The organism is Streptomyces sp. NPDC024555 (assembly GCF_055559335.1).
Genome location: NZ_JBVHKV010000014.1, coordinates 1 through 17,470, shown reverse-complemented (window position 1 = coordinate 17,470; position 17,470 = coordinate 1). Strand labels below are relative to the sequence as shown.

Sequence of the window (17,470 nt, the reverse complement as noted above, 5' to 3'; positions counted from 1 at the left end):
AATCCGTTTCCGGGCAGGGGGAGCCGCTTCCGGACAGGGGAAGCCCGGGGGGCGCCGACTACCGGTCGGTTTACTTAGGTTAGGCTAACCATATGTCGATCGTGCAAGGGGGACGGCCCGTCACCGGGGCACGCCCCACCGGGAATCCACCGGAGGACGGGCGCACGGCCCGCCGGGCGGTGACCGTCCTCGTCCTCCTGCTGCCCCTCCTCGCCCTGCTGTCCCTGCTCATCGGCACCGGATCCAGTTCGCCGGGCGCGGCCTGGCGCTACCTCACGGGCGACCCGGCGGCCCGCGCCGACGCCCAACTCCGCCTCGCCGTCGTGGACGTGCGGCTGCCGCGCACCCTGGCCGCACTCCTGGTCGGAGCATGTCTGGGCACGGCCGGCTGCCTCCTCCAGGCGGCCACCCGCAATCCGCTCGCCGAGACGGGACTCCTCGGGGTCAACTCCGGGGCCGCCTTCGCCGTCGTCCTGGGACTCACCTTCTTCGGCGCGGAGTCCACCACCGCGCTCCTGGCCTGGGCGCTGGCCGGCGGCATGGTCGCCAGCGCGGCCGTCCTGCTGTTCGCCGCCTCCGGCCGGGGCGGCGGATCACCGCTGCGCCTCGTGCTGGCCGGCTCGGCGCTCGCCGCGACCTTCCACGGGCTCACCTCGTACGTCCTGCTGGGCACCCGTTCCACGTTCGACACCTACCGCTACTGGACCATCGGTTCGCTCGCCGGGATCGAACTCTCCGACCTCCTGCCGCTGCTGCCCCTGATCGCGCTCGGTCTGCTCGTCGCGTTCGGCAGCGCCCGGCCGCTCGCCGCGCTCGGACTCGGGGACGACGGCGCCCGCTCGCTGGGCCACCACCCGGGCCGGATCCGGCTCGTCGTCGCCTCGGCCGTCTCCCTGCTGGCGGGCTGCGCGGTCGCGGTGGCCGGGCCCATCGCCTTCCTCGGACTGTTCGCGCCCTATGCCGCGCGCGCCCTGGCCGGAGCCCGGACGGTTGCCGCACTGGCCTTGTCCGCCCTGATCGCGGCCGACATCATGCTCGTCGCGGATGTGCTCGCGCGGGTCGTGATCCGGCCCTGGGAGACTCCCGTCAGCGTGCTGCTCGCCTTCGTCGGCGGCCCGCTTCTGGTGTGGATCGCCCGCTCCTCCCGCTTCTCCACCGCCGGAGCCTCGGCATGACGGACACGGCACCCGCACCGGCGGCGCGCCCCGGGGACGGAACCGTCCCGCGTGGCCGGGGCCCCGGCCACGCGGAGGTGACCCCGCCCGACAGCGTCGTCGTCCGCACCGGCACGCTCTCCTGGCTCCTGCCCCGGCGCAGCGCGCTCGCCGCCGCCCTCCTCGTCCCGCTGCTGGTCCTGCTCGTCGTGCTCGCGGTGACGGCGAGTTCGACCGGGATGAGCCTGTCGGCGACCCTCTCCGGACTGCTGGGCACCGGCGACGCGGGCACCGTGATGATCGTGCGGGAGATCCGGCTGCCCAGGATCCTCACCGGCGTGCTGGTCGGCGCCGCGCTCGGCATCGCCGGCTGCCTCACCCAGACCCTGGCCGGCAACCGCCTCGCCACCCCCGACCTCGTCGGCGTCAACGAGGGCGCCACCGCCGCCGTGGTCGCCGCCGCCGCGGGTTCCACGACGGGCATGGTCGGGCTCTGGTGGCTCGGACCCCTCGGCGCCATCGGTGCCGCGGTCCTCGTCGTGCTCTGCGCGGGCGGGGCCGGCGGCGCCGGATACCGGCTGCTGGTGGCCGGGATCGGCGTCTCCACGTTCATCGGCGCGTTCAGCGATCTGATCATGTCGAGGGAGAACGACAACACCGCGGGCGGCGTGTTCCTCTGGGCCGTCGGCAGCCTCAACGGGCGCGACGGCGACGCAGCCCTCCCGCTCGCCGTGGTCCTGCTGTTCCTCGTCCCGCCCACCCTCGCCGTCGGCCACCGCCTCCAGCTGCTGCGCTTCGGCGACGAGGTGGCCGCCTCCCTCGGGGTCGACCTGCGCCGGATGCGCACGGCGGCGCTCGCCCTCGCCGTGGTGCTGGCCGGCACCGCCGTCGGGGTCGCCGGGCCGGTCGGCTTCGTGGCGCTGGCCGCGCCCGTCCTCGCCCAGCGGGCGGTCGGCCCCACCCGGGTGCCCGTCACCGGATCGGCGCTGGCCGGCGCCGCCCTGATCGTCGCGGCCGATGCGCTCGGACGCGTCGCCGCCCCCGTCGAACTGCCCGTCGGGGTCGTCACCAGCGTCCTCGGCGGCCCCTTCCTGCTGTGGGTACTGCTGCGTCCCGACCGGGCCGCCGGAAAGGTGTGAACCGCATATGACCGCGCATCCGACCAGCGAGGGGGCGGGCCTCGACATCCGGGACCTCTCCGCCGGATACCCGGGCCGGCCCGTCGTCGAGCGGGTGAGCCTCACCGTTCCCGCCGGGCGGGTCGTCGCGATCGTCGGCCCGAACGGCTGCGGAAAGTCCACCCTGCTGCGGACCGCCGCCCGGCTCCACCGCCCCGCGTCCGGCAGCGTCCTGGTCGACGGCACGGACATCTGGGCGACGAGCCGCCGCCGCGCCGCCCACCGCGTCGCCCTGCTGCCCCAGTCGCCGCGCGCCCCCGAGGCGGTCACCGTGGCCGGACTGGTGCGCTACGGCCGCAGCCCGCACCAGGGCCTGCTGCGCCAGTGGTCCCGCGAGGACGAGCGGGCGGTGCGCGAGGCGCTGGACGCCACCGGCACCGCGGACCTGGCCGGCGAGCGGCTCGACCGGCTGTCGGGCGGCCAGCGCCAGCGCTGCTGGCTCGCGATGGTCCTGGCCCAGCAGACCCCGGTCGTCCTGCTCGACGAGCCCACCAGCGCCCTCGACCTCGGCCACGCCGTCGAGGTGCTGGAACTCGTCCGCGAGGTCGCGGCGGCCGGCCGCACCGTCGTCATGGTCCAGCACGACCTGGCGGCCGCCGCCCGCTACGCCGATCTGCTCGTCGCCATGAAGGGCGGCCGGATCGTCGCGTCCGGTGTTCCGCGCGAGACGGTCGACGACGCCCTGGTGAAGGAGGTCTACGCACTGGACGCGGACATCCTGAGCGCCCCCGGGGACGGCTCCCCGGTCGTGGTCCCGCGCGCCCGGACCGGGGCCTTCCGCACGGCGCACCCCGGCGGAGCCGCGCCACGCCTGGGCGAATAGTCCGAATCACACTAATTATCCTGATCATTCCGATCGCGCCGATTGTCAACGGGGCCGTTCCGGGTGCCCGTTCGCGGGTCACGCCCTCGATCGAGGGATCAAATCACCCATATCGGACTCAGTGGCCAGCGTCACGTTTGCCGCCCCGGACGCAAGATCGCCAATTCCGGTTCCCTGGCGCGCCAAGAAAAATGACGTCCCCGCATGTGGCCGGTGACACATATCGCGGTTCATTGATCTTGGAATTCGATAATGATCAGGAATTCCGGGCTTGTTCGGCCCGGACTTTCTCGCTTACGGTCACGGTCCATCCGGATGGAACGCCGAATCCTGCCGCCGTCCGGACACCCGACCACACACGTACGGCAGGAGCGGGGGAACCAGGTTTGCCGCCGGTCCGGAAATCCGGAACGGCTAGGGGTGAAGTCGCCTTGTGCGACCGGACATCTCCAGTCCGAACCCGACAGCTCACCTCGCAGGCGACGGAGAGGAAAAGCGCCATGCCCATCGTGGGTAAGCACCGTCGTGCCAAGTCCACCGCCCTGACCCGCGGCTTCATCGCCGTGAGCACGGGTGGAGTCGTTCTCGCACTTCCCCTGATCGCCGCCGGATCGGCCTCCGCCGCCCCCGCCAAGACCGTCGTCGCCGAAAAGGCCGCGGCCCCGACTTCCTTCGCCGGCAAGGAAATCGCCGTGCGCAAGGCCGCGCCCACGACCTATTCCGTGGTCTCCGGCGATTCGCTCTACAAGATCGCCCAGGGGCATTCCCTCAGCGGTGGCTGGGAGCGTCTGTACAAGGACAACCGGAGCGTCGTCGGATCCAACCCCGACCTCATCCACCCCGGTCTGAAGCTCGTCGTCGGCGCCACCTCCGAGGCAGCCGCGCCCAAGGCTGAGACCGGTGCCGAATTCAAGGCCGAGAAGGCCGAGAAGCCGGTGGAGAAGAAGGCGGAGGCCTCGGCCGACCGCGCCGAGAACACCGACCGCGCCGACCGCTCCGAGCGCACGACGGCCGCCCCCGTCGCCGAGGAGACCGTCGCCGCCGCGCCCGTCGCGGAGAAGACCGCCACCACGTACACCAACGACCTCGACGGCTGGATCAAGGAATCCCTCGCCGTCATGGCCGAGCACGGCATCCCCGGCAGCTACGACGGCATCTACCGCAACATCATGCGGGAGTCGACGGGCAACCCCCAGGCCATCAACAACTGGGACTCCAACGCCGTCGCCGGCACCCCGTCCAAGGGCCTGCTGCAGGTGATCCAGCCCACCTTCGACGCGTACCACGTCTCCGGCACCTCGCTGGACATCTACGACCCGGTCGCCAACATCACCGCCGCGTGCAACTACGCCGCCGCGACGTACGGCTCGATCGACAACGTCTTCGGCGCCTACTGAGCCACCGGGACACACGTCACCCGCCCGCACAGCCGGGCATGAACAGGGGTGGCAGGGAGCGGACCCGCTCCTTGCCACCCCTGTCCGCATGTGCCGTACAACCCTTGTGCCGCACCGGCCGTCGAACACGGCGCCAGGAGGGTGACGGGCCCTTCCCGGCCACCCCCCTTCGGACTCCGCCCGGTCGCCTTCGAGCCGAGGAGCCGCTCGTGCGCACCCACCGTCCCGCCGCCGTCGTCGCGGCCTCGTTCCTCCTGCTGTCCGGGGCCGCCGTCGCCGCGCCCCCGGCCCACGCCGGCCCCTCCGCCGGCCTCCGCGCGGGCGACCGCGCCACGGACTTCAACGGCGACGGTTACGAGGACGTCCTCATCGGCGCCCCCGGCGGCACGGCCGGCGGCCGCACCGGCGCCGGTTACGTCACCGTGCAGTACGGCGGCCCCGACGGCATCGGCACGGTCCGGGGCGCCGTCCTCGACCAGAACACCCCCGGCGTCCCCGGCGCCGCCGAGACCGGCGACGGTTTCGGCCGGGCCCTGGCCACCGGGGACCTCGACAGCGACGGGTACGCCGACGCGGTCGTGGGCGTGCCCGGCGAGGACATCGAGCCACTGGCCGACGCCGGTGGTGCCGTCGTCCTCTGGGGATCGCCCACCGGCCTCTCCGGTACGGACAGCGCCTGGTTGCAGGCCCAGGCACCCGCTGCCGGGGCCGCCTTCGGCAGCGCTCTCGCCGCGGCCCGTTTCAGCCCCGACATCCCCGGCGACCAGCTCGCCGTCATCGACCGCGCCGACCTCACCCTGTTCCAGTACGACGAGCGGACCCGTACGGCGCCCGCCACCCGCACCGACCGTGTCCCCGGCACCCCCGGGCACGAAATCGCGCCCCGGGCCCTGACCACCGGGGACTACGACGGCAACGGCCTCGCCGACCTCGTCGTGTCCGGCGTCACCACGGGCACCGAACCGGGGCACGGCCGCTCCGCCGTCCTGCTCGGCGAGGTCCAGGGACTGCGCTTCGACCACGACCTGCGCGGCGGCCCCGCCGTCGCCTCCGGCGACCTCGACCACGACGGCTACGACGACCTCGTCACCGGGGAGCCGCACAGCCCCGACGACGGCGGCGCCACCACGACCGGCGGGGTCGTCGGCGTGTACCACGGCAGCGCCGGGGACGGCCCGGTCGGCGCCGGCGGTCCCGGCACCCCGCCCGTGTGGTGGACCCAGGACACCCCCGGCGTCCCCGGCGGAGCGGAGGCGGGCGACGGCTGGGGCGCCGACCTCTCCGTCGCGGACACCGACGGGGACGGCTTCGCCGACGTGGCGATCGGGGCGCCCGGCGAGGACATCGGCACGGTCGCCGACGCGGGCGCCGTCTGGCTGCTGCGCGGCTCGGCCCAGGGGCTGACCGCCATCGGCGCCGCCTCCTGGGACCAGGACGCGCCCGGCATCCCGGGCGCCGCGGAACGGGGCGACCGCTGGGGCGGCCAGGTCCGGCTGTCCGACGACGACGGCGACGGACGGGCCGCCCTGCTCGCCGCCGCACCGGGGGAGAACGCGGGCGACGGCATCGTCTGGATCCTGCCGGCCGGCCCCGGCGGCGTGACGGCCACCGGCTCCCGCACCTTCGACGCGGGCACCTTCGGGGGCGCGGAGAAGGGCGCCGGGTACGGCGGAGCCATCGACGAGTAGCAGCGCCCGGGAGAGCGGACCGGGCGGCTCCGGAAGGCCGCCCGGCACCCGCTGAATCCGGTGCGCGACGGCACTATGAACCTTTCATCCCGCGCGCTACCCTCCGCCGCATGATTCCCACGGTGGTGTGGGGCACCGGCAACGTCGGCCGCGCGGCCATCCGCGCCGTCGACGCGCATCCGGCCCTGAAGCTCGCCCATGTCCTCGTCCACGACCCCGCCAAGAGGGGCCGCGACGCCGGCCGGCTGGCCGGTCTCGACCGCGATCTCGGCGTCACGGCGACCGACGACATCGACGCGGTGCTCGCCACCGCCCCCCGGGCCGTCGTCTACGCGGCCTCCGGCGACATCCGCCCCGACGAGGCCCTGGCCGACATCACCCGGGCCGTCGCCGGCGGCTCCGTCGTCGTCACCCCCGCCCTCTACGCCCTCTACGACCAGCGCGGCGCCCCGCCCGAACTGCGCGAACCGGTGCTCGCCGCCGTCGCCGGCGGGGGCGGCTCCCTCTTCGTCTCCGGCGTCGATCCCGGCTGGGGCAACGACGTACTGCCCCTGCTGATCAGCGGGCTCGGCACCACCGTGGACGCCATCCGCTGCCAGGAGATCTTCGACTACTCCACGTACGACCAGCCCGACTCCGTACGCGACCTCATCGGCATGGGACACCCCATGGAGTACGAGCCGCTGATGCTCGCCCCCTCCGTCCCGACCATGGTGTGGGGCGGTCAGATACGCCTGATGGCACGGGCGCTCGGCGTCGAACTCGACGACATCCGCGAGACGATGGCCCGCAGAGCCCTGGAGACGACCGTCACCACCCGCACCATGGGCGTGTTCGAGGCGGGCACCCAGGGCGCCGTCCGCTTCGAGGTGCAGGGCATCGTCGGGGGCGAACCCCGCATCGTCATCGAGCACATCACCCGTATCCACCCCTCCTGCGCACCCGACTGGCCGTCCCCGCCCGACGGTTCCGGCGCCCACCGGGTGATCGTCGAGGGCCGCCCCCGCATCGAGGTCACCGTCGAGGCGAGCGACGAGGGGGAGAACCGCTCGGCGGGCGGCAACGCCACCGCCGTCGGCCGGCTCGTCAACGCCATCGACTGGCTGGTGGAGGCGGAACCCGGGCTCTACGACGCACTCGACGTGCCGCTGCGCCCCGCGACCGGCCGACTGGGAAGGAAACAGCCGTGATCATCGACATCCCCGAGGGCCAGGAGCCCATCGGCTACGTCTGGGGCGACATGGTCCCCGGCATCGGCACGGCCGCCGCGAACTTCTCGCTGTCGGTGTACGAGCACACCACGCTGGGGCTGCGCGAGTTCGAGGCCGCCCGGCTGCGCATCGCGCAGATCAACGGCTGTCTGTTCTGCCTGGACTGGCGCACCGAACGCGACGGGCGAAAGGTCGAGGAGGAGTTCGCCGACGCGGTGACCGAATGGCGCACCACGGAGGCCTTCGACGAACGGACCCGCCTCGCCGCCGAGTACGCCGAGCGGTACGCGCTGGACCACCACGGTCTCGACGAGGCGTTCTGGGCGCGGATGACGGCGCGGTACAGCCAGCGCGAGATCGTGGAACTGAGCATGAGCATCGGGTCCTGGCTGGCGTTCGGCCGGCTCAACCATGTGCTCGGACTCGACGCGGTGTGCGTGCTGCCGGGCCACTGAACGGGCTGCCGGCGGACAGCCCGGTCGCGGCGCGGAACCGTGGGGGAGGGCCGGTCACCGCGGGGCGGGGGCCGGTTCGCGTCCCGGTCCGGCGGTCACAGATCGGTGGCGATGATCTTCTCGATGTTCCGTTCGGCGAGCGCCGTGATGGTGACGAACGGGTTGACGCTGGTGTTGCCCGGGATCAGCGCGCCGTCGATGACGTACAGCCCCGGATGGCCGTGCAGACGGCCGTAGTTGTCGGTGGCCTCGCCGAGGACGGCGCCGCCGAGCGGATGGTACGTGAGGTGGTCGCCCCAGATCTTGTAGACGCCGAAGAGATCGGTGCGGTAGATCGTCCCCTCCTTGGAGTTGATCCTGTCGAAGATCGTCTTCGCCATGTCGATGGACGGCTGCTTCCACGCGGTCTGCCAGTCGAGGTCGACCCGGCCCGCCGCGGCGTTCCAGGTGAACCGTGCGCGGTGCGGGTTTTTGGTGATGGACAGATAGAACGAGGCGAAGGTCTCGATCCCGGTCGGCAGGGGCGCCACCTCGGCGAACGCGCCCCCGGCCGCCCAGTTGTCGATCCCGCCGCACGGGATGCTGGCCTGGACCGAACCGGTCGGGTCCCATAGGTGGTTGGCCCGCCCGCACATGACGTTCCCGTTGTCGCCCCAGCCCGCTCCGACCGCGTCGTTCAGACCGGGCAGCAGCCCGGTCGCCCTGAACCGGGTCAGCAGTTTGCTGGTGCCGACACTGCCCGCCGCGAAGAACACCTTGCCCGCCGTGACGGTCTTGGTGCCCGCGACGCTTCCGTCGGTGCGCAGTTCGTCGATGACGACGGTGTAGCCGCCGCCCGGCGCGGGGGCGACCGAGGTCACCTGGTGCAGCGGTGAGACGGTCACCCGGCCCGTCGCCGCGGCCTGCGCCAGATAGGTCTTCTGGAGCGACTTCTTGCCGTAGTTGTTGCCGTACAGGATCTCTCCGGCCAGCGCCGACTTCGGGACCGTGCCGGCCGCCTCTTGCTCCATGTAGTCCCAGTCGTACACATCGGGCACGAAGACGAAGGGGAAACCGGAGCGTTGGGCGTGCTTGCGGCCGACCCGGGCGTACTTGTAGCAGTCGGCCGTCTCGAACCACGCCGGGTCGACGGTGGAGACGCCGAGACCGGCGTTGGCACGCGGGTAGTACGTCGCGTACATCTCGTCGGCGTTCACCGTGGGCAGGATGGCGCCGAAGTTCTCCCGTTTGGGGGTGACGGCCATGCCGCCGTTTACCAGTGAGCCGCCGCCGACGCCGCGCCCCTGGTACACCGTGATCCCGCTGAACTCCTCGGCGTCCAGAATCCCGGTGTAGCGCGGGATCGACCGGTCGATCGGGAAGCCGAGGAAGTTGCTGAGGGGCTGCTTGGTCCTGGTGCGCAGCCAGTACGAACGCGCGTCGGGCGAGGTGGTGTTGGCGAAGATCTTGCCGTCCGGCCCCGGGGTGTCCCAGGCCATCCCCATCTCGACCATGTGGACGTCGACCCCGGCGAGGGCCAGGCGCAGTGCGGCCACCGAGCCGCCGTAGCCGGTGCCGATCACCAGGACCGGAACCTGCTGCCCGTTGCCGATGACCGGGGCCGTACGCCCACGCGCCCGGGGGGCGGTGGCGCTCGTGGAGAGCGCCGCCGCCCCCAGAATGAAACCTGTTCTCGCGATGAATCCGCGACGGGATACTCCGCTGGACTCCTTGTCCGGTAAGCTTGCAGCCGCCATGTGACGTTCCTCACTCTCACTCGAATGGGAACGAGTTCTACTGGCGCATGCGTGAGAAGTCACTACATACCTGAGAGTAATTTCCCTGTCGCACGGGCTTCCGGACCGGTCGCGCGGGGCTCCCGGGTCAGTTGTGGCCGAACTTCCGTTCGCGCTTGTGGGAGACCTGCTCGGAGATCGCCTTCGCCGGGTCGGACGCCTGGTCGGTGGACTTCTGGTCCTTGCTCTCCGAGGGCGCGCCGTACGCGTGGCCCCCGGTGCGGGCGCCGCGGTTCTGCCGGCTCTGCTTCTTGCCCATGATCGTGCCTCCTCGACGGATCGCGGACGACGGGCACCCTTCAGATTCGCACGACGGACGAACCCCCGCATGCCGGTGGGCCCCGCCCCCTCCGCCGAATAGCGCGTCGCGGCGCCCCTGGCGCATGCTGGCGGTGTGACCCGGTACGGCACGGCCCGGCGCACCGCACCGGCCGGCAGTCAGGGCCGCCCCGGCGAGAAGGACGACACCCGGGCGCCCGACGAACTGTCGCTGGTCCTCGCACAGGCCGTGGTGAACGCGATCGAGGCCGCCGGCGGACAGGCCGGAGGCGTCTATCTGCGCTCCCGGAGCCCCGGGCTCCTGCGGCTGGCCGTCCTCGCCGGACTGCCCGGCCGGCTGTTCCGCCCCTGGTGGCGGATGCATGTGAACCGCCCGTTCCCCGTTGCCGAGGCCTTCCGCTCCGGCCACGCCGTGCACCTCGCCGACACCGAGGAGGCGATGCGCCGCTTCCCGCAGCTCATGGCGGGGCTGCCGTTCCCGTTCGGCTCGCTCTACGTCCCGGTCTCGGCCGGCGGCGAGCCCGTCGGGGTCCTCGTCGTCCTGCGCGCGGCGACCCCCGGCCGCCCCGTCGGCACCGCGGACCGCCGCAGACTGCGCGGCGTCGCCGAAGGGCTCGGCTCCGCACTGGCCGGACTGCGGTCCGCGGGGACGGAGGCCACCTGGGACGACGAGCCTCTCCCGGTCCAGCTGCCCGCCGCCGGCTCGCCGCCCATGCGCATCGGCCGCTTCGACTGGGAACTCGGCAGCGGAGCCGTGGTCGCCGACGAGGAACTCTGCGCCATCCTCGGCAGCGAGCGCGACTCCTTCCCCGGCACCATCGACGCGCTCGCCGCGCGGCTTGCCCCCGAGGACGTCTACGGGCTGTGGACCCTGGCCCGCCGGGCCGAGGGCTCCCGCGGCCCGGTCGTCCGCCGGATGCGGCTGCGCGGCCCCGACGGACGCTCCCATCTGCTGGAGGTCTCGGGGCGCCGGGCGAACACCGCCCGTCCCGGCACCACCACCCATCTCACCGGCTTCCTCGTGGACCTCGGCACCGCCCCGGTCGTCCCCGAGGCCGCCGACCGGCTGCCGGCCGGCATCTTCTCGCTCGACCGTTTCGCCCGGATCACCTACGCCAACCGGCCGGCCGAGAAGATCCTCGGCATGCCCAGGTCCGCGCTGGTCGGACAGGTCCTCTGGGAGGTCGTGCCCTGGCTCGCCGACCCCGCGCACGAGGACCAGTACCGCTCCGCGATGATCTCCGACGCCCCGGTCCACTTCCTGGTGCGCCGCCCTCCGCCCGACTGGCTGACCGTCTCCCTGTACCCGGGCAACGAGGGCCTGACCGTCGTCCTCACCCCCACCGACCGGCCGGCGCACACCCCCGATTCCGTCGCCTCGCCCGGACTGGGCCTCGGCTCACCGGCCGACCGCTCCGCCGCCCTCTACCGGCCGGTCGCCCTCGCCATCGCCCTCACCGAGGCCGTCACCGCCCGCCAGGTCTCCGCCATGGTCACCGACGAACTGCTCCCCGCCTTCGGCGGCCGCCAGCTCGCCATCTACCTGCTCAAGGAGCACCACCTCTACCTGGAATGGGAGACCGGCTTCCCCGAGGGCTTCCTCGACCGGTTCGACGGCGTCGGCCTGGACGTCCGCATCCCCGGCGTCGAGACGCTGACCACCGGCCGGCCGCTCTTCTACGAGTCCATGGACCGGCTCGCCGCCGCCTACCCCGGCCTGCCCATGGACACCGACTACGGAGCGAGGGCCTTCCTGCCGCTGATCGCCTCCGGCCGGCACGTCGGCTCCTGCATCCTCGGCTTCGACCGGCCGCGCGGCTTCAGCCCGGAGGAACGTACGGTCCTCACCGCCCTCGCCGGACTGATCGCCCAGGCCCTGCAACGGGCCCAGCGGTACGACACCGAGGCCGCCCTGGCCCGCGGGCTCCAGGACGCCCTGCTGCCCCGGCGGCTCGCCGTCGTCGAAGGCGTCGAGACCGCGGGCCGCTACCTCCCCGGCACCCAGGGCATGGACGTCGGCGGCGACTGGTACGACGTCATCGAGACCGGCGGCAGGCTGGCCCTGGTCATCGGGGACGTCCAGGGCCACGGCGTCGCCGCCGCCGCGACCATGGGCCAGCTCCGCAGCGCCGTACGCGCGTTCGCGCTCAGCGGGCACGGCCCCCAGGAGGTGATGAGCGGCACCAACCGGCTGCTCATCGACCTCGACCCCGGCCAGTTCGCCAGCTGCTGCTACATCAGCCTGGACCCGGCGACCGGCGCCGCGTGCGCCGTACGGGCCGGCCATCCGCAACCCGTACTGCGCCACCCCGACGGCACCACGCAGGTCATGGACCTGCCCGGCGGCATCGTGCTCGGCGTCGACCCCGACGCGGTCTACCCGGTCACCGCACTGGACCTGGAACCCGGGGCCGTTCTCGCCCTCTACACCGACGGCATGGTCGAGGAGGCGGGCACCGACATCGACGTCGGCGTCGAACGGCTGCGCCGCATCATCGAGGGGTGCGACGGGACCTGTCTGGCCGACACGGCCGACCATGTGATCGGCCGGGCCAGACAGGAGCCGGACCGCCCCGACGACATCGCCCTGCTGCTCGCCGCCCGCCGGCCCCCGGACCTCAGCGGCGCCGCACCCCGGGCGCGGGGACGAGACGCACCGCCGTGTTGAGGACATGGTCCACGGCGTCCCGCGAGGGCCGTTCGGTGAGATTGGTGAGCAGCCGGGCCAGCGCGTCCAGGAGCCGGGGCGAGCCCATCACATAGCGGTTGAGGAGCGGCTGGAACCCCGACCGGCTGAAGACCAGGTCGGCCGCGGTGTTGCCGAGCCGGTAGTAGCGGCCCCAGCGGCGGTTCATCTCCACCGGGTAATGGTGCAGCGCCCGCTCCCGTCGCGGGCCCGCCGGCAGGGCCAGGGCCAGCGCGGCCGTCTCCGCGGCCACCTCGCCCGCCTCCAGCGCCTGGCCGATGCCCTCCCCGTTCCAGGGGGAGACCATGCCGCCCGAGTCGCCGACCAGCAGGAGCCCCCGGGTGTACAGCGGATGGCGGTTGAACCCGAGCGGCAGCGCGGCGCTGCGGACCGGCCCCTCCGCGTTCTCCTCGCGCAGCCCCCACTCCTCCGGCGTCCGCGCCAGCCAGCGGTCCAGCGTCGCACGCAGATCGGCCTTGCCGTGGCTGCGGTGGGGGAGCGCCCCCAGTCCGACGTTCACCCGGCCGTCGCCCATCGGGAAGATCCAGCCGTACCCCGGCAGATAGGCGTCCCCGCGCGGGAAACGGAGATCGGCCCAGAGCTCCAGGAACTCCTCGCGGGACCGCTCGGGGCTCCGGTAGTAGCGCCGCGCCGCCGTGGCGATCTGCCGCCGGGTGTCGCGCTCCAGCCCCATCGCCAGGGCCATCCGCGCCGAGGCGCCGTCGGCCGCGACGACGATCGGGGCGCGGTGCACGACCGGCTTTCCGGAACCGGCCACCGCGGTGACCCCGGTGATCCGGCCCGAGCCGTCGGTCACCGGCCCCGTGACCTTCACCCCGGTCCGCAGCCGGGCCCCGGCCGCCACCGCGTGCCGGGCCAGGATGTCGTCGAAGTCGTGCCGGCTGCGGGTGAGCCCGAAGTCCGGGTACGCCCCCAGCGAGGGCCAGTCGATGTGCACCTGGTGCTTCCCGGCCACCCAGCGCATCCCGCGCGAGCGGGTCCATCCGGGCGCGTCGATGTCGACGCCCATCCGGATCAGCTGATGGACCGCGCGCGGGGTGAGACCGTCCCCGCAGACCTTCTCCCTGGGGAAGTCGGACTTCTCCAGAAGCAGCACATCGACCCCCGCCGAGGCCAGATGGAACGCGGCGGACGAGCCGGCCGGGCCCGCCCCCACCACGATCACCCGGGCCTCCTCGGCGACCCCGGGGGAACCGGGCGCGGGGCCCTCGTCCGGGGCGGAACGGTCCGTGTGCGCATCGTGCATGGGAAGCCTTTCGTGGGGGACGGTGCCGGCCGGCACCGGAACGCGCCTCGGGGCCGCACGGAGTGCGGCCCCGAGGGCGACGGACGGACGCCGGCGGTCAGTACGGCAGCGGGCGCCCGGAGGGAGTGCGCAGGTCGAGTGGCGGCGGTTTGGAGGGAAGCTGCGGACGTCGGACGATCCTGATGCGGCCCACGGACACCACCTCCTGTCGGTAATCCGTCCTATGCCCTGGCCGTGAGCCGTTCACACGTCGGCGGGCAGGGGTGATCGCTTCCGAACAGGCGAAGGCCGTAAATCGTTGTTAAACCTGAAGATGTGGCTGGTACAGGTCGGTTCCGGACATGGATACACCGCTCGGCCCGGCAGCCGCATCGGCGGGAGACCGGACCCCCGGGCGGTGAAGGGGCTGGGCCCTCCCGCCCCGGGAACTCCCGTCCCGAAGCCCCCCGCCCCGGCCGGGGCGGCAGGCTCCGCGCGTTCTTCAGCGTCCGCACGGTGGCCGGCCAGGTCTTCTTCCTGATGCTGGGCATCGTGGCGATGCTCGTCGCGGCCGCCGTCGTCGCGCTCGTCGTCCAGGGCCGCCGCGACAGCATGAAGGAGGCACGCTCCCAGTCGCTGAGCGTCGCCCGGACCTTCGCCAACGCCCCCGGGGTGGCGGCCGCCCTGGACAGCCGCAACCCCTCCCTCGTGCTCCAGCCGCGCGCCGAGGCCATCCGGCGCAGCACCGGAGTGGAGTACGTCGTCGTCGCCGGGTCCAACGGCATCATCTACGCCCACCCCGACATCGCACGGATCGGGAAGACCATCATCGGCCCGTACAAACCGGCCCTGGAGGGCGAGGGCATCACCCGCACCATCAAGGCCAGCAGGGGCCTCTCCGTCAACGCCGTGGTGCCCGTGGACCGCCGCGACGGCACCCCGGCCGGACTGGTCTCGGTCGGCATCAAGGTCGAGACCGTGAACCGGCTCGCCTACCCCAGCGTCCCCTTCGCCCTGGGCGCGGCCGTGATCGCCCTCGCCCTCACGGCGGGCGGCGCCGCTCTGGTGAGCCGGCGCCTGGGACGCCAGACGCGCGGCCTGGGACCCGCCGAGATGACCCGGATGTACGAACACCACGACGCGGTGCTGCACGCCGTGCGCGAGGGCGTCCTCATCATCGACGCGGACGGCCGTCTCGTCCTCGCCAACGACGAGGCACGCCGCCTCCTGAACCTGCCCGCCGACGCCGACGGCCGGGACGTCAACGATCTGGGACTGGACCCGCGCACCGCCGCCCTGCTGGCCTCCGGGCACGGCGCCACCGACGAACTGCGCCCCGCGGGGAACCGGCTCCTCGCCGTCAACCTGCGCCGCACCGGTGAACGCGGCGGCCAGCCCGGCACGGTCGCCACCCTCCGGGACACCACCGAACTCCAGGCCGTCACCGGCCGCGCCGAAACCGTACGGGAACGGCTGCTCCTCCTCTACCGGGCCGGGGCCCGGATCGGCACCACCCTCGACGTCACCACCACCGCACAGGAACTCGCGGACGTGGCCGCGCCCGGATTCGCCGACTGCGTCACCGTCGACCTCGCCGACGCCGTGGTGCGCGGGGAGGAGCCCGAGGGGCCCTCCGGGGACGTGCTCGACATGCGGCGCACCGCCGTGCGGGGCACCGGGCCCGACCTCCCGGTCTATCCGCTCGGCCGGGTCATCGGCTTCGTGCCGACCAGTGCCGAGGGCCTCGGCACCAGCGGCGGCCACACCTGGATGGTGCCCGACCTCACCACATCGCGGCAGTGGCGCGAAGCCGACCCCGAGCAGGCCGAACGGATCCTGGCCCACGGATTCCACTCGCTGCTCTCCGTCCCGCTGCACGCGCGCGGGGTCATCCTCGGCATGGCCAACTTCTGGCGTGCCGGGACCGAGACCCCCTTCGACGACGAGGACCTCTCCTTCGCCGAGGAACTGGTGGCGCGGGCGGCGGTCAGCGTGGACAACGCCCGGCGCTACACCCGCGAGCACCAGATGGCGGTCACCCTCCAGCGGAGCCTGCTCCCCAGCGGTCTGCCCGAGCAGAACGCCCTGGACGTGGCCTACCGCTACCTCCCGGCGCAGGCGGGCGTCGGCGGGGACTGGTTCGACGTGATCCCGCTCTCCGGCGCCCGGGTCGCCCTCGTCGTCGGTGACGTCGTCGGCCACGGACTGCACGCCGCGGCCACCATGGGGCGGCTGCGCACCACGGTGCACAACTTCTCCACGCTGGACCTCCCCCCGGACGAACTCCTCGGCCACCTCGACGAACTCGTCGTGCGGATGGACCAGGACGAGGAGGACGGCGCGGGCGCGATCACCGGGGCGACCTGCCTGTACGCGATCTACGACGCGGTCTCGGGGCGCTGCGCGGTGGCTCGGGCCGGTCATCCCGGCCCCGCCCTCGTCCTGCCGGACGGCACCGTGCGCTTCCCCGACATCCCGCCCGGTCTGCCGCTCGGCATCGGCGGCATGCCCTTCCAGGCCACGGAGCTGGAGGTGCCCGAGGGCAGCCGGCTGGTGCTCTACACGGACGGGCTGGTCGAACGGCGCGACCGGGACATCGACGAGGGGCTGGAGGCGCTGCGCGCGGCCCTGGCCGGTGAGGTGCGCACGCCGGAGGAGACCTGCGACGACGTGCTGGAGGCGATGCTGCCCAGCCGGCCCGGCGACGACGTCGCCCTGCTGGTGGCGCGCACCCGCATCCTCGATCCCTCCCGCCGGGTCCAGTGGGACGTCGCCCCGGACCCCGCCGCGGTCGCCGGAGTCCGCAAGGAGGCCATCCGCTGGCTCAACGACCACGGACTCGACGAGGAGGCCTTCGTCACCGAACTGATCCTCAGCGAACTGGTCACCAACGCCATCCGCTACGGCACCGAGCCGATCACCGTGCGCCTGCTCTACGACCGCGCCCTGATCTGCGAGGTGGCCGACTGCAGCAGCACCTCGCCGCATCTGCGCTACGCGGCGACGACGGACGAGGGCGGGCGCGGACTGTTCCTGGTCGCCCAGTTCGCGGAGCGCTGGGGGACCCGTTACACCGAACGCGGCAAGGTCATCTGGTCCGAGCAGAAGCTCGGCGGATCCCCCTCGGCGCCGTTGATATGAGCGCGGGGCCCGGCAGCGGCTGCCGGGCCCCGCGTCATGCGGACGCCCCGAAGGGGTGCGGATCCCTGTGGGTCAGGGGAACGACACCACGTTGGACGGGACCGTGGAGGTGCCCGAGGTGGGGGATCCGGTGTTGTTGATGACGTGTTCGTACTGGCCCTGGCCGCCGAGGGAGACGACGAGCAGGTCGTGGAACTTCACGCCGGGCTTGACGGGTGCTTCGAAGCCGTGGTCCTGGCGGATGGTGGGGTCGACGTTGTAGTAGCAGTAGCTGCCCAGGCCCCAGCCCTCGTGCTCGTTGACGGAGTCGTCGACCTTGTAGGCGGCGAAGCCCTTGGTGCTGCCGTTCTGGACGGCGGCCTGGTTGGGGGCGTCGTAGGACTTCTCGTTCTGGAAGAAGATCGTCCTGCCCCGCTCGCCGGACCAGCGGACGTCGT

At 73.0% G+C, this 17,470-nt stretch carries 12 protein-coding genes, 1 pseudogene and 1 riboswitch; of the genes and pseudogenes, 9 read left to right on the top strand and 4 right to left on the bottom strand.

The genetic code is table 11. The features are described 5' to 3' along the window. Nucleotides 1-92 precede the first annotated feature (92 nt). From ACZ4FH_RS24290 to ACZ4FH_RS24260, 7 genes are all read left to right on the top strand, one after another. Nucleotides 93-1,175: a FecCD family ABC transporter permease gene (locus ACZ4FH_RS24290; RefSeq protein ID WP_467307319.1), complete on the top strand. Its 1,083-nt coding sequence runs from the start codon at nt 93-95 to the stop codon at nt 1,173-1,175. Beyond that, nucleotides 1,172-2,293 carry a FecCD family ABC transporter permease gene (locus ACZ4FH_RS24285; RefSeq protein ID WP_467307317.1) on the top strand — a complete coding sequence of 374 codons (1,122 nt, stop codon included), beginning with the start codon at nt 1,172-1,174 and terminating at the stop codon, nt 2,291-2,293. The genes ACZ4FH_RS24290 and ACZ4FH_RS24285 overlap by 4 nt, the downstream gene beginning before the upstream one ends. Nucleotides 2,294-2,300: 7 nt before the next feature. After that, complete coding sequence (locus tag ACZ4FH_RS24280) at nt 2,301-3,155, top strand: ABC transporter ATP-binding protein (RefSeq protein ID WP_467307314.1); 855 nt, start codon at nt 2,301-2,303, stop codon at nt 3,153-3,155. Nucleotides 3,156-3,466: 311 nt separating this feature from the next. Then, a riboswitch (cyclic di-AMP (ydaO/yuaA leader) is annotated at nt 3,467-3,652 on the top strand. Nucleotides 3,653-3,655: 3 nt separating this feature from the next. Beyond that, nucleotides 3,656-4,552, top strand: a complete 897-nt coding sequence (locus ACZ4FH_RS24275; protein ID WP_467307313.1) for a LysM peptidoglycan-binding domain-containing protein — start codon at nt 3,656-3,658, stop codon at nt 4,550-4,552. Nucleotides 4,553-4,761: 209 nt separating this feature from the next. Next, a complete protein-coding gene (locus tag ACZ4FH_RS24270) occupies nt 4,762-6,240 on the top strand; it encodes an FG-GAP repeat protein (protein WP_467307311.1) in 1,479 nt (492 codons plus the stop codon). Nucleotides 6,241-6,350: 110 nt separating this feature from the next. Then, a complete protein-coding gene (locus ACZ4FH_RS24265; protein ID WP_467307310.1) occupies nt 6,351-7,430 on the top strand; it encodes an NAD(P)H-dependent amine dehydrogenase family protein in 1,080 nt (359 codons plus the stop codon). Then, on the top strand, nt 7,427-7,906 hold the full coding sequence (locus ACZ4FH_RS24260) for a carboxymuconolactone decarboxylase family protein (protein WP_467307308.1): 480 nt from the start codon (nt 7,427-7,429) through the stop codon (nt 7,904-7,906). Before ACZ4FH_RS24265 ends, ACZ4FH_RS24260 begins: the two co-directional genes overlap by 4 nt. 95 nt (nt 7,907-8,001) lie before the next feature. Here the strand turns inward: ACZ4FH_RS24260 and ACZ4FH_RS24255 are convergent, their stop codons facing one another. Further along, on the bottom strand, nt 8,002-9,642 hold the full coding sequence (locus ACZ4FH_RS24255) for a GMC oxidoreductase (protein ID WP_467307306.1): 1,641 nt from the start codon (nt 9,640-9,642) through the stop codon (nt 8,002-8,004). 127 nt (nt 9,643-9,769) lie between these two features. Beyond that, entirely contained in the window at nt 9,770-9,940 is a 171-nt protein-coding gene (locus tag ACZ4FH_RS24250) for a hypothetical protein (protein ID WP_383637005.1), read from the bottom strand. A gap of 135 nt (nt 9,941-10,075) precedes the next feature. On the opposite strand from ACZ4FH_RS24250, the gene ACZ4FH_RS24245 reads away from it, so the two are divergent. Further along, entirely contained in the window at nt 10,076-12,628 is a 2,553-nt protein-coding gene (locus ACZ4FH_RS24245; RefSeq protein ID WP_467307304.1) for a SpoIIE family protein phosphatase, read from the top strand. On the opposite strand, the gene ACZ4FH_RS24240 is transcribed toward ACZ4FH_RS24245, so the two are convergent. Next, nucleotides 12,579-13,913 carry a geranylgeranyl reductase family protein gene (locus tag ACZ4FH_RS24240; protein WP_467307302.1) on the bottom strand — a complete coding sequence of 445 codons (1,335 nt, stop codon included), beginning with the start codon at nt 13,911-13,913 and terminating at the stop codon, nt 12,579-12,581. The genes ACZ4FH_RS24245 and ACZ4FH_RS24240 overlap by 50 nt on opposite strands. Before the next feature lie 519 nt (nt 13,914-14,432). Between ACZ4FH_RS24240 and ACZ4FH_RS24235 the strand changes: the two genes are divergently transcribed. Then, nucleotides 14,433-17,033: a SpoIIE family protein phosphatase gene (locus ACZ4FH_RS24235; protein WP_467307571.1), complete on the top strand. Its 2,601-nt coding sequence runs from the start codon at nt 14,433-14,435 to the stop codon at nt 17,031-17,033. A 72-nt stretch (nt 17,034-17,105) separates the two neighbouring features. On the opposite strand, the pseudogene ACZ4FH_RS24230 reads toward ACZ4FH_RS24235, so the two are convergent. Then, nucleotides 17,106-17,470: pseudogene (locus ACZ4FH_RS24230) on the bottom strand (coagulation factor 5/8 type domain-containing protein); the annotation flags it as partial.

Excerpts from the sequence above, each read along its gene's own strand:
- ACZ4FH_RS24275 (WP_467307313.1), top strand. The coding sequence starts at position 3,656 with ATGCCCATCGTGGGTAAGCACCGTCGTGCCAAGTCCACCGCCCTGACC.
- ACZ4FH_RS24235 (WP_467307571.1), top strand. The coding sequence starts at position 14,433 with ATGCTGGGCATCGTGGCGATGCTCGTCGCGGCCGCCGTCGTCGCGCTC.
- ACZ4FH_RS24265 (WP_467307310.1), top strand. The coding sequence starts at position 6,351 with ATGATTCCCACGGTGGTGTGGGGCACCGGCAACGTCGGCCGCGCGGCC.
- ACZ4FH_RS24290 (WP_467307319.1), top strand. The coding sequence starts at position 93 with ATGTCGATCGTGCAAGGGGGACGGCCCGTCACCGGGGCACGCCCCACC.
- ACZ4FH_RS24255 (WP_467307306.1), bottom strand. The coding sequence starts at position 9,642 with ATGGCGGCTGCAAGCTTACCGGACAAGGAGTCCAGCGGAGTATCCCGT.
- ACZ4FH_RS24285 (WP_467307317.1), top strand. The coding sequence starts at position 1,172 with ATGACGGACACGGCACCCGCACCGGCGGCGCGCCCCGGGGACGGAACC.
- ACZ4FH_RS24240 (WP_467307302.1), bottom strand. The coding sequence starts at position 13,913 with ATGCACGATGCGCACACGGACCGTTCCGCCCCGGACGAGGGCCCCGCG.
- ACZ4FH_RS24250 (WP_383637005.1), bottom strand. The coding sequence starts at position 9,940 with ATGGGCAAGAAGCAGAGCCGGCAGAACCGCGGCGCCCGCACCGGGGGC.
- ACZ4FH_RS24280 (WP_467307314.1), top strand. The coding sequence starts at position 2,301 with ATGACCGCGCATCCGACCAGCGAGGGGGCGGGCCTCGACATCCGGGAC.